Source organism: Paenibacillus sp. JT31N17, from assembly GCF_056269255.1.
The window spans coordinates 1-14,900 of the sequence record NZ_JBWDNP010000024.1; the positions used below are offsets into that span (position 1 = coordinate 1).

General features: G+C 48.9%; 12 protein-coding genes. 2 read left to right on the top strand and 10 right to left on the bottom strand.

The genetic code is table 11. The annotated features are described in order from the left end of the window. Positions 1-2,085 (bottom strand): Ig-like domain-containing protein (locus AC0YOB_RS36030; RefSeq protein ID WP_475796897.1); only part of this gene is annotated, 2,085 nt, incomplete at its 3' end. 168 nt (positions 2,086-2,253) lie between these two features. Further along, positions 2,254-3,333 carry a HupE/UreJ family protein gene (locus AC0YOB_RS36035; RefSeq protein ID WP_475796898.1) on the bottom strand — a complete coding sequence of 360 codons (1,080 nt, stop codon included), beginning with the start codon at positions 3,331-3,333 and terminating at the stop codon, positions 2,254-2,256. Positions 3,334-3,514: 181 nt separating this feature from the next. Here AC0YOB_RS36035 and AC0YOB_RS36040 point away from each other — a divergent pair, with 181 nt between their 5' ends. Continuing rightward, on the top strand, positions 3,515-4,711 hold the full coding sequence (locus tag AC0YOB_RS36040) for a YibE/F family protein (RefSeq protein WP_475796899.1): 1,197 nt from the start codon (positions 3,515-3,517) through the stop codon (positions 4,709-4,711). A 225-nt stretch (positions 4,712-4,936) separates the two neighbouring features. Here the strand turns inward: AC0YOB_RS36040 and AC0YOB_RS36045 are convergent, their stop codons facing one another. The 3 genes from AC0YOB_RS36045 to AC0YOB_RS36055 form a co-directional block, all read right to left on the bottom strand. Further along, complete coding sequence (locus tag AC0YOB_RS36045; RefSeq protein WP_475790724.1) at positions 4,937-5,266, bottom strand: hypothetical protein; 330 nt, start codon at positions 5,264-5,266, stop codon at positions 4,937-4,939. Further along, positions 5,266-7,323, bottom strand: coding sequence for a PrsW family intramembrane metalloprotease (locus AC0YOB_RS36050; protein ID WP_475796900.1), 2,058 nt, complete (start codon positions 7,321-7,323; stop codon positions 5,266-5,268). Before AC0YOB_RS36050 ends, AC0YOB_RS36045 begins: the two co-directional genes overlap by 1 nt. A gap of 322 nt (positions 7,324-7,645) precedes the next feature. Beyond that, positions 7,646-8,107, bottom strand: a complete 462-nt coding sequence (locus AC0YOB_RS36055; protein WP_475796901.1) for a hypothetical protein — start codon at positions 8,105-8,107, stop codon at positions 7,646-7,648. A gap of 169 nt (positions 8,108-8,276) precedes the next feature. On the opposite strand from AC0YOB_RS36055, the gene AC0YOB_RS36060 reads away from it, so the two are divergent. Further along, entirely contained in the window at positions 8,277-8,627 is a 351-nt protein-coding gene (locus AC0YOB_RS36060; protein WP_475796902.1) for a helix-turn-helix domain-containing protein, read from the top strand. Between the two features lie 112 nt (positions 8,628-8,739). Here AC0YOB_RS36060 and AC0YOB_RS36065 read toward each other — a convergent pair whose 3' ends face one another. The 5 genes from AC0YOB_RS36065 to AC0YOB_RS36085 form a co-directional block, all read right to left on the bottom strand. Then, the gene (locus AC0YOB_RS36065) at positions 8,740-9,810 is read right to left on the bottom strand and encodes a LacI family DNA-binding transcriptional regulator (RefSeq protein WP_475796903.1); all 1,071 of its coding nucleotides are present in this window, start codon (positions 9,808-9,810) and stop codon (positions 8,740-8,742) included. A 258-nt stretch (positions 9,811-10,068) separates the two neighbouring features. Continuing rightward, complete coding sequence (locus tag AC0YOB_RS36070) at positions 10,069-11,436, bottom strand: ABC transporter substrate-binding protein (protein ID WP_475796904.1); 1,368 nt, start codon at positions 11,434-11,436, stop codon at positions 10,069-10,071. A 133-nt stretch (positions 11,437-11,569) separates the two neighbouring features. Then, positions 11,570-12,412, bottom strand: coding sequence for a carbohydrate ABC transporter permease (locus AC0YOB_RS36075; RefSeq protein ID WP_475796905.1), 843 nt, complete (start codon positions 12,410-12,412; stop codon positions 11,570-11,572). 12 nt (positions 12,413-12,424) lie between these two features. Then, complete coding sequence (locus AC0YOB_RS36080) at positions 12,425-13,315, bottom strand: carbohydrate ABC transporter permease (protein ID WP_475796906.1); 891 nt, start codon at positions 13,313-13,315, stop codon at positions 12,425-12,427. A gap of 11 nt (positions 13,316-13,326) precedes the next feature. After that, positions 13,327-14,427 carry a Gfo/Idh/MocA family protein gene (locus AC0YOB_RS36085; RefSeq protein ID WP_210038650.1) on the bottom strand — a complete coding sequence of 367 codons (1,101 nt, stop codon included), beginning with the start codon at positions 14,425-14,427 and terminating at the stop codon, positions 13,327-13,329. Positions 14,428-14,900 lie beyond the last annotated feature (473 nt).

Here is a 14,900-nt window from a genome sequence, read left to right on the forward strand (position 1 = left end):
TGTGTCACCTTCCGTTAAATTGAGCGTGGTTTTATCCAGCACAACTCCGGTTACCGGAACGGTTGTAGTTCCAGCGGTTACTGTCACCGCGCTTGTTGCTTCGAAACTGCCGTTCGTTGTCGTTACCTTAATCGTGGCTGTTCCTGCCGATACTGCCGTTACTTTACCCGTCGAATCTACCGTGGCAACCGATGCGTTGCTTGTGCTCCAGCTCACCGATTTGTTCGTAGCGTTCGTTGGTTGTACCGTTGCGGTCAGGTTTGCTGTGTCGCCTTCTGTTAAATTGAGCGTGGTTTTATCCAGCACAACTCCGGTGGTTGGAACTCCGACCGTAACATCAGCCTTACTCACTTCTACAGTGGATGCTACATCACTATGTTTGTTTAGGGTAGTAAGGGCAGACTCTCCAAGATCTAAAGTTGCTGTTACAGGATTTTGCTTATCTACAAGCTCAAAAGAAAGCTTGATGACATCCTTATACGTGTCATACTCTTCAAAGCGGATTGCTTCGTCAAGGTCAGCCTTGATGTTTACCACTCCAGGGCTCACTTCAGTAGCAGCGAAATCACCAGTATCTGCTGTTACCAGTTCCGCACCTACATACTTGATTTTTGTGCTGTCGTAATTGAATGTTGTATCCAGTTTCTGTACTGCGGTAGCATTGCTCATTGCGTAGTAATAATCAACGTTTGCAGTTGCATCGTCTTGTTGATTTGCTTTAGCATACACTTTTACTTTCTCTGGCTCTTTAACCAAACCATAAGTATCAAGTTTTTCCAATGTATCCGACCGGAAAGTGTCAACCGTAATGCTGGTCGGGGTAACGCTGATGGAGGAGAAGGTTGGTGTATGAAGCTGCATTCTGACTTCGGAATATACTTCCGGCGTTGTTTGCAATTCATAATACTTACTTCCGCTCGCCGAGTTCGCTGTAACGTAGGTTGAACCTGTCGGGTTAACATCTCTTCCTTGACTGTCAACAAGCTGTCTTCCTTGGAGATTGTCACCGTTCATAACAAATGTTCTAACGTAAGAGTGATCATGACCCATAAAGATCATGTCTACATCCAGTTTATCGAAGAATGGAAACAAAGCTTGTCTTAAGCCGGTAATTGCTGTTTCCGTTGAGTGTGGACCAGCTCCATAGATATCATGGTGAAACGTTACGATTCTCCATTTGGTGTCTGGAACTGCAGCAACTGTGTCTTCCATGAATTTGCCATGCTCGGCACCGTTCATATTGTTGGTATTCAATACCATGAACAAGGTATCGCCATAGGTGTAGTAGTAGTCACCGCTAGCATTGGTCGCGCCCAGCGTTGATTCATTAGGAACATTAAAGTGATATTTGTAATTCACATTGGTGTCGTGATTACCAACAGCTGTTGCCATAGGCAGGTTTCTAAGAACCGCAGGGCTTTCAAAGGCATCATACTGCGCTTCGCTGCTGTTAGTTTCAATTTGGTCCCCTGCAGACATGATAAAGCTGAAGTTGGGGAATTTGCTGACCGCTTGGTTCAACGTATTCGTCCAGCCTGCTGTATCATTGGGCACACTGCCTGAAGCGCCAATTTGCGGATCTCCTACAAACATGATGGTGTAGTTTGTCGGATCTTGAGTGGCATAATCGTAAACCGGGCTCCAGTTGGCATCGTTGCCGTCACCTACACGGTATACATATTGAGTTTTTGGAGCAAGGTTGATAGCAGTTGCCTTATTGGAATAATAGACTACTCCTGTAACTGTCGCTGCTGTAGTTGCCGTTCCTGTTACTGTCACAGCGTTGGCAGTGGGAAAGTCAGTTCCAGTCATATCTGATTTTTTAGCCATCTGAACAATACTGGCAGCCGGTTGACCGGGTGTATACCAAGTAAAATTCAGTTTTGTCTCATCTGCACCAGTATTAAGCGCGATGTCCTTGACAGAGTAAGGAACTGCATCAGCTTGGACGACGTTTACCGGACTAAGCTTGTTATTAAAGCCCGGGATTCTCGACGGGAGCAGAGATATGACAAGCAGCAATGACAGAGCCATTATACTAATCTTGTAAACTCTTTGCTCCTTCTGACTGAATCTCTTCAACATTAAAAAAATCACCTCTTAAATAATGTTTGCCCGGGTGTCTCACCCATAAGAGCAACTGCATCAATATAGCCTAAGTTTGTAAAATGAAATGTTCAATTACATGAAAATTATGTAAATGTGGCAACATTTTGACTGCCCTCATTTGTGGAAAACGGCAGGAAATTGGTTTTACAAATAGGCTTTCATAATAAACCAGACCAATCCGAAAAGCGCAGTTGCTGTAAGGATTCCCGGAATCACCCGCTGGAGCTTGCGTAAATAATAGATTACGAGATAAAGGATCAGCGCAATAATTATCAAACCGGCTTCAATCCCCGCATTATAGGCTACTAGAGAAGAGACAGAATGCCCGCCGTCCTCTCTCATCCCTGACAATACTCCAGCAAACCCGAACCCGTGGATTAAACCAAAAAGGCCAGCCAGCCATATATGATACTTCATATTCTTGTTGAACAGGGTGTTCAATGCCACATACAGAACACTCAGGGGGATGACCGATTCGACAAATCGATCAGGCAACGATATAACGTGCAAGCCAGCCAAGATCAAGGTTAAAGAATGCGCTGCGGCAAACACAGCCACAACCGCAAGGGTCTGCTTTATCGTTTTGCTTCCTATAATAAGAGCCAATAGGAGCAAAATAGCTTCAACTGCGGTTAACCAATGCTCCAGACCGATCAGGAAAAAATGCTGGATCGCATATTGGAAGCTCATTTGACCTACTTGTAGCTCCCGGAGTTCGTTCACAATTACGGCTTCTTTTTTCAAATCTCCAAGGTTTATCGACACATAGTTAACATGCCATTGATCACTTTCAAAAACCAGATCATAATCCAAAACAAAATCCTTCGGGATATTCCTTACCGGGTACGACAGCTCCGCTTCGGCAAATGGTTGAACCTCGTTCTCCTTCTCTATATGAGAAAGCTTGGTCAGCTTTCCCTTAAGCGGCAAATCATCTGAATATAACTGGATTTTGGAAAGCATATAGGCTTCTACTGATTCCCGCGAATTGTTGACGAAGCGGTCCAAAACCTCTGGAGCTGTTGAAGCTATATCAGGATCATCCGGAGCCGTCGCTGCTCTCAGATCGTACATATCTATCTTCAATACATATTTAATGGCGCCATTTTCAAATGTAATATCCGAATAGGCTAAGCTGTTATTGTCATGGGCCATTGTAACCGGCACCCATAATCCAAACAGAGCTAACGATGCTGCAACCAACAGAATCCATCTTGTCATCATCTTCATGTCCTCCTGAATAGCTTTCTTAAGAAAATCACGCCTCTTAAATACTATCTTCTAAATCTAATCAACTGAAAAGAGATGTCATTGTGTTGTTTATGTAAAGCAAGTCCAAAAAATAGGCTTTATTGGTATAATCAATCGTACTGATTTGGGTCACAAACTTCATGGAGGTTAAGATATGTTAGCATCAAAAAAAGTCAGAGTCATTCTTTTCATTGCCATATTGCTGCTCATATCCGGATCAATGTATGCTTTCAATCAATCTCCCGAGCCAAAGTATAATGATCAAGGCAGTTCATCTAACAAAAAATATGAAAAAGCAAAAGTATTGAAGATTGTCAGCGAAAATTTACAAAAGGATCCGGAAAGAGGGAATTTTTATACCGGTTCCCAGGAGATAGAGCTTAAAATTCTGTCCGGTGAGCATAAAGGTGAAGTTCATACCATTACAAACAATGTGAGCGTATATCTAAACGTTATTGCTAAAAAAGGGCAGACCCTGATTGTAAACATTGACACTGCTGACCCCACGTACTATTTGATAACGGTTTACAGTTATTATCGGGCACCTATTATGTATGGGATGGCTTTGCTGTTCTTCGGGGTTCTGTGGTGGATTGGCGGAAAGAAAGGCTTGATGTCGGTTCTGGGCATCATATTCACTTTTGCTTGCGTTGTTTATTTATTTATCCCGATGTTATATAGGGGCTATTCTCCGGTTCTTGCATCCGTGTTGGTCGTTATCCTTGCCACTTGTATCACATTGCTGTTATTGAACGGTTGGAGTTCGAGATCGTTGGCAGCTATATTAGGCACTATTAGCGGAGTGGCGATTTCGGGGATTATTGCTTTTATTGCCGGAAATTTAGCCCATATTTCAGGCTATAATACCGCAGAGGTCGAAGTCTTGGTCGTCGTTGCCGATGAGACCGGACTCCAACTCGGAGGGCTGCTGTTCGCAGGAATACTACTCTCCTCCCTTGGCGCCATTATTGATGTGGGCATCTCCATTGCCGCATCCATTTATGAGGTTTATACGACGGATCCTAAGCTGAGCAAGCAGGCATTGTTTAAATCAGGTATCAATGTGGGACGCGACATGATGGGCACAATGGCGAATACGTTGATCCTTGCCCTTACAGGAACGACCCTCGCTTCGCTCATGATCCTATATGCGATTAAAGCGCCCCTTACCCAGTTGCTTAATATGAATATGGTAACCATTGAAGTGATTCAAGGAATAACCGGTTGCTTTGGCGTTGTATTGACCGTACCGATTGTCGCTTTTATTTCCTCAAGAATTATTCCTAATTTCGAGAAGAAGGCTGCTATGAATCAGGAGTTAGGAAAATCGCCAGTAACCCGTGTCTCTTGAAGTATGAGACTGGAACAGAGCGGCTGTTTCAGCCCGTTATTTCCTTGCGAGATCCTTTGTTTCAAAAGCTAATCCCAAATTCAAAAAAAGAAGCGTTGGCACCTCATCGGCCAACGCTTCTTCATTATTTACTATTGAAAATATTTACCAATGAAACGCTTCTCCCATTTTCTAGGTATGCGCTCTTTTGAATATCTGTTCCGCAGTCGCCTGTCATCCCCCAACTCACCCAATAAACACAACGGCCCCATCCCGCTCCAGCGCCTTCGGCAGCTCTGCCGCAAGGCGTTCAATCCGGACAAGCATTTGTCCGCGGCGCTCTCCGCTCAGCTCCTGCTCGGCCCACTGCTTCAAGCGCTCCAGCTCATCCAGCACGGCAGGCAGGTCCTCTTTGGTAATATCGATGCCGGATGAGAAGACAGGCACCCACTGCAGCCCGAGCTCCTTCACGGCAGGCTCCCAGCATTCCTGGAAAAAAGCCTCGGTTGCGACCGGCACGTTAAAGAAACGCTCGAATTCATTTTCAGGCTCAGGTATAAAAGCGCTAATGGACATTATGGTTTCCCCCTAAACAGAACGTTGAATGTATGATCCGGAAATTCCGTCCTCAGCTGGTTCAGACTGTTCTCCACGGCGCTTCTGAGCGCAGGCGTATCGCCATCCAGCCGGAAAACGAATTGACGGATCGATTTGATCTCCTCAAGTGACGGCACCTCCGCTGAACCATGCGCAGTGGGACGGGTAGCGACCGCTTTGGTTTGCATATTCAATATGCGGTTGCGGGTCTTCGCCAGGATTTGTTTATCGGCGAACTGCTGCGGCGTCTGGGCCGGCAGGCCGGTCCTTGGATTGATAATATCCAGCCCCTTGGCTGTCTTGTCTTCAATGAAAATACCCTTATCCAAATCGATTCCATCGAACTCGCCGACCGGGTTGCCACGTTGGTCGACAATTTCGACCTCATGATACGATTTCCCTGCCGCTGCGGTTGTATCGTCCTTCTCTTCGTCGGATTTATTTTCACCGTTGCCTTTATCCTGCTCAGGATCATCGGTTTTATGGCCTCCGGCACCGTCTTTCTTCGGAGGTTGTTCCGGTTCATGCCCGTCAGGCTTCCGCCGCTTGAGCTTGTCGAGGATGCGTTGTATCGGCTTGCGCCCTTTCTTCGCCGCCCATTCGAGGGCTTTGCCAAACGGAATCCGGCTAAGCAGGATGGCCAGACCTGCGGCGATGGCATTCTCAGGCGTCAGCAGCCGCTTGGGATTGCGGATATCGCTGGCAATCTCATGCCCGCTTCCGGCAATGCCGGGAATCGTCAGCGCAATGCCGAGCGCCGGCCAGAACTCGAAGAACAGCAGGGACAGCGCAAGCGCCCCCAGTATAATCGCGCCTTTCTCGAATCCGCTCAGACGGTCCCACCAGTTCTGCAGGGAATCGAACAGACAAGCGAAGCAGGCATCACCCGAGCCTCCCGAAGCATACGCCTCCATTCCTGCCCACAACCCCGCTGCAAGCAGCACTACTGCAAGCCCCGCCGCCGCCCCGAGGAATATTTTCATCCGTTCCCGGACCCGGTCTTCTCTGCCTGCCGCTTCCTCATTGCCATAGCGTAAAATGAAGCCAAGCTCCCGCCGCTCCCGGTAGAATCCCATCAGATAAGCGAACCTGCCGCGCCTTCGGAAGAGCGCTTCGCCCATATTCCATATTTCGGAGAATGGGTTGATGATGGACTCCTGCGCAAGCAGCGGGAGCTTGCTCCGTACCTGGTTAAGCGTCCAATAATCGGCGACCAGCGAACCTGCCAGCATCAGCAGAAATACGTCCTTCGTCTTGTAGCCGCTGCCAGTCCAATCGTGGATATGCAGCAACCAGCCCGGCAGCCCGTATTGACCATTATAGGCGGCATGATCCAGGATCGCCCATAGCAGAAGCAGCCCGGGAAACACGAAAATCCACTTGTTCAGCCTGGTCCGGAGACGGTAGGCAATGCCGCAGCCGAGAGCGATCATGGCCGTATGTACGGGATGGCTGACCGTCATCATGGATGGCAGGAAGCTCTCCTCGAAGCGTCCCGGAAACAGCGTCCAGAAATCCCAATGGATCGTCTCCCCGCCGAACATGGTATAGCTGTAGCCGTAAGTGTCCGAGATGATCCCGGAGTTAGCCCAGCGGCGGGACAGCTCCTCCACAAGCTGAAACCCCGTGCCGGATGCGGCTCCAATCAGCGTATAATCGCTCAGGCTGAGGGCCGAGGCACGCCGCGAGAATAGCAAAAAGATTCCCAGTGGAATCAGCTTCCACGCTTCCTCCACGACCGGTGTCAGAACCGCCATCGACCAGGTGTCCGAGGTTCTCCCCCCGATAACCGCATGAACAGTATTGACCGTAAGGGCCGTAAACGGCACCACCAAGAGGGCACCCGCCATTACGAACGCAGCAGCCGGTTTCCATGGCAGCGTTTTGCCCCGGCACAAGACCCAGAACTGCAGCAGTACATAAAAAGACCATAAATACTGGACCATCATCTTGCGGGATTCTTCGAAGAAAATCAGGCTGAGCACAAGCACGGCCAGCGAAATCCATGAAAAAACCGTATATGCCGTACGGATCAAGGGATACCTCGCGATCCAGCCTTTACATAACCGGTAAACCGCCTCCAGCCAATCCCGGATTCCGGTGCGGATTTGCCAGATGGTATTCGTTATGCTCTCCTCCCTTCACAGCAGCTTATGCCCACTATTGTATGCTTTTTTGCAATACGGCCAAGCCAATATGAGCAAATACTAATGATTACCCCAATCGAAGGGAAGGTAAAAGAAAGGCAGCAAAAATAAGACCTCATTCCTGTTTGGAATGAGGCCTCTCGTTCTTTAGCCGGATAGTATCATCCGTCAAGCCCAGGGTTCCCCGCCCAGGACTTGCTTCAGCTCAGGCTTAACCGTGCCGATACTCTGCAAAAACCAGGCTGTACGGCTCAGCGCCCGCAGCGGCTGCATCTGGTGACAGCCGCAGCAGGTACTCATCGATTTGCTCCAATACAGCTCTAGCCTGCTCCTGCGATAGCTGATGGGTCATTCCATGACCGGGCAGATAGCCGAATTTAGAAAGCAGCTCAATATTCACGTTTACGCCTGTGAGGATTTGGACATGACTGATCAGAACATCGTCGAGAGACGGCGAAGCAGCAGCCGGGAGCTTCCCGTCCACCTTCAGGCAGTAAGCCCGCAGCATGGCATTAACAGCCATAACCGCAACCGTCAGGCTTTGCTCCGCCATTCCGTTATTCCAGAAAATAAGCGCGCTCTCCATATATCGCCGGGAGGTGTCATGCCAGTATTGAGGATTCAACAACAAGCTGTGGGACAATACGGACGATTCATCCAGTCGCTCTGCCATGCCAGCCTCTTTTCGAAGTCGGAAAAAGTAAGATTATTCCGTCATGTCCTGTCATTATACACCATTTTATTACCGTATAGTAGTTGTTTATCCAAAAAACTTATTATCGGTATGTTATGAAGCTTGCTATATTTCACTACACTTTTAGCAGAAGAGAGGTGTAGTCATTATGTCGGAAATCCTTAAGCTGGTGGGCGCGAGAATCCGGGACATTCGAAAATCCAAAGGATTATCCCAGGAGGCTCTGGCCGAATTGGCCGGGTTTAATTCCAGTTATATCGGGTTTATTGAAAGAGCGGAACGAAACATCTCCATTCTTAATCTCGAAAAAATCGCAGTCGCGCTCCGCGTTGGCGTTTCTGATTTATTCTCCTATGTCCGGGAATACGAGGATCTTGCGGAAAGCGAGTCCCGCCTCAAGGAGATTTTATCCATGCTGAAAAATCGCGATTCGCGCGATCTCAATACGGCCAAAAATGTGCTGCTGGAGATTTTCGAGCGTTATGATCATAAAGGCTGAGGCGTAACGGATATCGCCATCCTTTGGCGCAGTCGACGAAAAGCTTATCCTTCCTGCAACGTTAGAAACGACAAATCCCCCCGCCCTGTCGATCATGGGCTGAGGGGATTTCTTATTTGTTTGCTCTTTGTTCGAATGCCATTTGTCGGGCATCGCGTTCTATTTTGCTTCTTGTGGAATGTCTGAGCATCATTTTGTAGGGGATAATCATTTTGACTGGGATGGGATACTGATTTTCCATATAATCCAGCAGCAGCTTGGCGGCGAACATGCCCATTTCCAGCTTGGGCACATGAATGGTCGACAAAGGCGGCGAGGTGAATTCCGAAATTTCAATATTATCAACGCCAAAAAAAGCGATATCATCCGGAATTTTGAGCTCGCGTTCCGTGGCGGCGCGCATCGCGGCAATGGCCATCATATCGCTCGCGGCAAAAATAGCGGTCGGCGTATGCGCGCTATTCTCAAACGCCTGCTTCGTCAGCTCATAGCTCAAGGAAACATCCCATTTCACATCGATAACCCAGTTATCGTGGACCGTCAGACCCGCCTCCTGCATCGCGCTCCGATAGCCGAGGAAACGCTTCTCATCGCGGAAATTATCGTCGAGCTCCGCTCCTCCGATATACGCAATTTGCCGGTGGCCCTGCTCAATCAGATGGTTGACGGCTTCCTTCGCTGCGGCGGCGCGGTCATAGCTGACAACCGGCACATCCTTATCCGATATATCCACCCCGACAATATTCCGCACATTGGCCTTGATCCATTGATAAGCCTCTCCGTCGATACGCTCGACCACAAGCATGCCGTCGATCCGATGCTCCTTCACAAGCGACTTCAGCTGCTCGATATCCGACTGCTTCTCAATGCTGTATACAAATTCAAGACGCATTCCCGCTTCGGTAAGCGCCTTCTCAATTCCTTCCAAAATAACCGAGAAATACGGATTGTTATATTTGTTCTGAGGCATCGCCACAACGCAGCCAATATGATACGTGCCTTTGGGCTCATTTTTCTTTATCTTGGCCGGGCGGGATGTTTTGTAGCCAATTTGTTCAGCGGTTTCCCATATTTTTTTGCGTGTCTCATCGCTCACCGAACGGTTGGTATCGTTCTTCATAACCCGTGAAACGGTTGAAATGGATACACCTACCCGCTCCGCGATATCTTTCAGTTTAGCCATTCTCCCATTCCTCTTTTCACAAAACCATATCTAATAGAACCGAGCCCGGACTTTATTGGGGCAATTATTAATCGCTCAACAAAAATTTGCGGCAAATCTAATTTTATAGTTCTTGCAGGAGTAAGTCAAGAATTTAAAGGACGTTCCCAGTAAAGATACCGTTAATGCCGTCTTCCATACGGAAAAATACAGGACAAGCGCGATCACGCTTGTCCTGTATTTGGCTTATACGAATTTCCTGGTTTCAACGCTGCTGCACTATTGCATTTTCGAAGCCAAATCCTTAAGCGCCGCCTGAAGGTCGCCTTCGCCAGAGAGCGGAAGCTTCAAGGCTTGCTCGCCGTAAGTCCATACAAGGTCGGTCTTCTTGGTGGTGAATGGCGAAACAATGCCGTACTGCTGGGCGTCGAGGAAGATCTTGTTCGCTTCTCCCACGGTTTGAACATAGGCATCCGCTGCCGCTTTGTTGGCCGGAATGGAATAGCCCTGCTTCGCAAGCTCCGTCTGTCCGTCAGGACCGGCCAGCCAGGCTAGCAATTTGTAGGCAGCCTCTTCATGCTTGGTGCTCGAGCTGATCGCAAGTCCGGCTGGCTGAACAACGGTTTGGTTCGTTTTGAATTTAGGCAGGAACGTAATGCCGTAATCGATTTTGGCTTCCTGGTAGTTGGTGGTGTTCCAGCTGCCGCCCGGATTCATCGCGACCTTGCCGGTCGTGAGCGTCAGGTTCACATCGCCGCCAAGTCCCTCGATTTGGGCAGGTGTGGTGTTGATCTTCTTGTTCTTGGTCAGATCGATGAAGAAATTCAGCACTTCCTGCGCTTCAGGCGTATCAAGCGCAAGCGTATCGTCGTCATTGACCAGCTTGGCTCCATTCGACCACAATTCCGGCTCCAGGAACCAGTCCATCGAAGAGCCGGGGGACAAGGACAAGCCCCACTGCACGATATTTTTGGCGTCAAAGCCGGGATCGTCAGCGCTTTTGCCGTTCTTGTCCAGCGTCATCTTGGTCGCGATATCGACAATCTCATCCCAGGTCGGCTCCAGGGTAGGAACAGCCGCACCCTTCGGATTTGTTTTAGGATCCGCGAACAGCGCCTTGTTGTAGTACCATACAATAACATTGGCATCGATCGGGAGCGATACCTGCTTGTCCTGATACTTATGCAGGCCAAGCAGGCTGTCATCGATATTGCTAAGATCGAATGAGTTCTCGGACAGCAGGCCGTCCAATTCTTTGAAAATTCCGAGGTCAGCATATTTATCAATATACGCATAGCTTGTTTTCAGAACATCCGGCAGCGTTCCGCCCGCAGCGTTGGCCGTCAGACCATCCCAATAGCTGGCCCAGTCCTTGCCTTCGAGCTTGACGGTGATGTTCGGATTGGCTGCCGTGAACTTATCCAGCAGCTCCTGCGTACGCTGCAGCTCCTCGGCTGTTCCCCACTGGGAGTACGTGATCGTTACGGGCTCATCGGATGGGGCATTGCTGCTCCCTCCCGTTCCAGGATTATTGGCCGAATTTGTTTCACCGCCGGTGTTGTTGCTTTTTCCGCATCCCGTTATGACAATTGCCATCGTTAACACCAGAATCATAGCGCTGAACAACCATTTGCTCTTCGTTTTCATAGTCAGTTCCCCTTTAACATAATGTAGAAAACAAGCAGGAGCCTCAGCCTAAGAAGAAACGGCATCGCCGTCCTTTTGGCGGCGGAGTTAGTTTTTTTCCTTAACCACCCTATATACTATCCGGCAATTCGAGCTATCCCTTGGAGCCCGTAAGCACCACCCCCTCAACGATATACCGTTGCGCGAAGAAGTAGAGCAGGCCGATCGGGATGATGCTTATGAAGGCTCCGGCGGCGAGCGCCGGGAAATCCTGGCTGGTCTGTCCGATCAAGAGCTGCAGCCCCACGCTGAGCGTGAACAATTCACTGTTCTTGATATACAGGAACGGACCGAGGAAATCGAGCCAGGAGTTGACGAAAGCGAAGATGATCGTCGTAATGATGATCGGTTTGGATAAGGGCATGATGACTCTGGCATAGACAGTCCATCGATTGCCGCCGTCGAGATAAGTCGCCTCATCCAGCTCCTGCGGTATCGTCAGGAAGAACTGCCGGAACAGGAAAATATAATACGCTCCCCCCAGCCAGGCGGGGACGATCAGTGGCAGCCAGGTATCGATCCATCCCAGCTTCGCGAATAAAACATACGACGGAATCATCATGATGGAAGGAGGAATCATCAAGGTGATCAGTACAATCGGAAACAGCCTGTCCCGGTATTTTGTCCGGAATCTTGAGAATCCATAAGCGACTATGGAACTGGAGATGACAGCCCCCGCCGCGACGAAGATCGATATTGTGAACGAATTCTGAATCCACTTCCACATCAAGGGCTGTATGGCGAATAATCGCTCGAACGCTTCGAAGGTAAACTGCTCCGGCAGCAGCGCGGGAGGAACCTTATAAGTCTCGGCTTTGGTCTTCATCATGGTTGAGAGCATCCAGGCCAGCGGCCCCGCAAACAGCAGGAAGACCGCGCATAGCAGGAAATATTTCAATACGGTTCCAGCGGCGCCGCTCTTGTGTCCACCATTCATAGTTGTTCCCCCCTATTTCTCACCCTCGTAATAAACAAACCGGTTGGATAATTTCATCAGCACCAAGGTGACCAATGCGATAACGGCAAACAGGAAAATAGACTGTGACATCGCCATGCTGAACTTCAGATCCGTGAAAGCGGATTTATAAATGTTGTACACGAACGTGTACGAAGCGTAATTCGGTCCGCCCTTGGACAGCAGCAGGGCCTCTGTAAACATTTGAAAATTGTACATGGTCTGAATAATGACGACGAACAGAATGGACGGGCTGATCATGGGAAGCGTAATGGAGAAAAATTTGCGGACTCTGTCCGCTCCGTCAATTTCGGCCGCTTCATACAGATGACTCGGAACATTCTTGAGTGCCGCCAGGAAAATCAGCACGCCGCTTCCGGATATCCATACCTGCAGCAAAATGATGACCGGTTTAATCGTATGCTCTCCGCCAAGCCAATCGATCTTGTCAATTCCAAGAAGGCCAAGCCCTGCATTGAGTATGCCGAACTCCGAGTTGAACACCAGCCTCCAGATAATGACCGTCGCCACGATCGGCACCAGCGTAGGCAGATAATAAAATGTACGGAATATGGCAATACCTTTAACGTTGAAATTAAGCAGCATCGCCAGCAGCAGCATGCCAGCCGTCACAATCGGCACACCCAGCACAACGAAATACAGCGTATTAAAGAGACTTTTCATGAAGATCGGATCGTCGATCATGTGAGCGAAATTATCGAAGCCGATAAAATTGTAATGGACCGCGCCAGGAAGCTTGGCATCCGTGAACGCATAGAAGATTGAGGTTCCGAACGGAATCAGGAAAAAGGTGATGAAGCCGATAATCCACGGCATAATAAACAAGAAAAATAACAATGTGTCATATTTCCTCAACCTATTCATCATGACACCCCTTAATTGGATAGCTCATCCAAATATACATACCGTTCTTCCAGTATGGATTTCTCTGCGGCCAAGGCAATCATCAAGGCGTTTCTGCCCACTTGCCCTGTCGCAAACGGCTGCTTGCCCTCTGTGATGCATTTGATAAAATCAATCCGCTGGGTCTGGCCGCCGGTATGGCCGCCCATGATGGAGTCCGAGGTCACATCCATATCCAGATGCTCTCTTGTAAAATCCGCTCCGCCCACGATGTCGATCGCCTTGTCGTTCCTCGCCACCATCTGTCCGCCGTTCTCTCCGATCAGGCCGATCTCAAGCCCTTCGCCCATCAGATTTCTTGGTTTCAAATACATGCAGAGGCCTAAATTCGCTTTGCTTCCGTTATCGTAATCGACCGTAATGAAGGCATGATCGACGATGGACGTATCGGAAATCGTCTTGGCGGGATAATGGCTGTAGGAGTTGGTGATCAGATTCTCCTGTCCCTGCTTCATGACATGCTGCCCGCCTGAAGCGAATACGCGGACGGGATTGGCCTTGATCATCCAGTTGAAAATATCGAAATGATGGCAGTCCTTCTCGACGATGGCTCCGCCCGACTTGCTCTTGTCATAGAACCAGTCCGTCGGCGGAAAAGGATCGCGGAATTCCTTGCACCACATCAGCTTCACATCGCCAAGCCGTCCATTCTCCACTTCCTTCGCCATCCGGCGGTACAGGTTGGAGTAGCGGTAGACGAGACCGATCTGAAGGATCCGTTCATGCTTCTCTGCGGCTTCAATGATCGCATCGCAATCCTCCAGCGTGTGGGCGACAGGCTTTTCCAGGAAAACATGCTTGCCCGCCTCCAGAAAGGCGACCGCTACCTCTCTGTGCTTGTAGTTAGGGACGCTGATGACGACCGCATCCAGATCCTCTTTATCCAGCAGCTCGCGGTAATCCGTGCAGATGACCGGCTTGCTGTTCGCAAGCTCCGCCAGCGTTCGGGCTACATTCGCTTCGTTCATATCGCATATGTACCGGACCTCGCACTCGTCCAGCAGATCAAAGCCGATGCAGTGGTGCGAGCCCATATCGCCGACACCAATAAATGCCATTCTTATCTTTCCCATGCGTGCACACTCCGTTGTCATGAATTTTGCGCCAATTTATACTGCGGGTTTGATGTCAGGTAAGCTAACCAACACTTAAGCATGTTTTGATAGTAATGCAAATTTACGTTATTGTCAAACATTTTTGGCTATAAATTATTTATATTTGCGGCAATTTTCTTGATAACAGCTCTCTAAGCGCAGTAAAGCCCCGATTATGACTATTTTTTATTCCCAACAAAATGAAGGCGATTTCAACTGAGTAGTCCCGAAAAACAAACATGCATTAATTTGCCGCAAATTGTTTTGCATGTCATTCTCTTGTTAGATTAGATTGCGCTTCGGAGAAAAGCGTAAAATAGCAGGCTGGGCATTATACAAGGATAGTTGGCAAAGCAAACAGGGCTATCCTTCAGCCGGATGAACGGCTTTTTGGAATACCCCTGTGCTTCTAAGAGTCTGGTGAAAAAGATGGATTTCGCATGCGAAACTAT

Excerpts from the sequence above, each read along its gene's own strand:
- AC0YOB_RS36055 (WP_475796901.1), bottom strand. The coding sequence starts at position 8,107 with ATGGCAGAGCGACTGGATGAATCGTCCGTATTGTCCCACAGCTTGTTG.
- AC0YOB_RS36085 (WP_210038650.1), bottom strand. The coding sequence starts at position 14,427 with ATGGGAAAGATAAGAATGGCATTTATTGGTGTCGGCGATATGGGCTCG.
- AC0YOB_RS36035 (WP_475796898.1), bottom strand. The coding sequence starts at position 3,333 with ATGATGACAAGATGGATTCTGTTGGTTGCAGCATCGTTAGCTCTGTTT.
- AC0YOB_RS36080 (WP_475796906.1), bottom strand. The coding sequence starts at position 13,315 with ATGAATAGGTTGAGGAAATATGACACATTGTTATTTTTCTTGTTTATT.
- AC0YOB_RS36075 (WP_475796905.1), bottom strand. The coding sequence starts at position 12,412 with ATGAATGGTGGACACAAGAGCGGCGCCGCTGGAACCGTATTGAAATAT.
- AC0YOB_RS36065 (WP_475796903.1), bottom strand. The coding sequence starts at position 9,810 with ATGGCTAAACTGAAAGATATCGCGGAGCGGGTAGGTGTATCCATTTCA.
- AC0YOB_RS36070 (WP_475796904.1), bottom strand. The coding sequence starts at position 11,436 with ATGAAAACGAAGAGCAAATGGTTGTTCAGCGCTATGATTCTGGTGTTA.
- AC0YOB_RS36045 (WP_475790724.1), bottom strand. The coding sequence starts at position 5,266 with ATGTCCATTAGCGCTTTTATACCTGAGCCTGAAAATGAATTCGAGCGT.
- AC0YOB_RS36060 (WP_475796902.1), top strand. The coding sequence starts at position 8,277 with ATGTCGGAAATCCTTAAGCTGGTGGGCGCGAGAATCCGGGACATTCGA.
- AC0YOB_RS36040 (WP_475796899.1), top strand. The coding sequence starts at position 3,515 with ATGTTAGCATCAAAAAAAGTCAGAGTCATTCTTTTCATTGCCATATTG.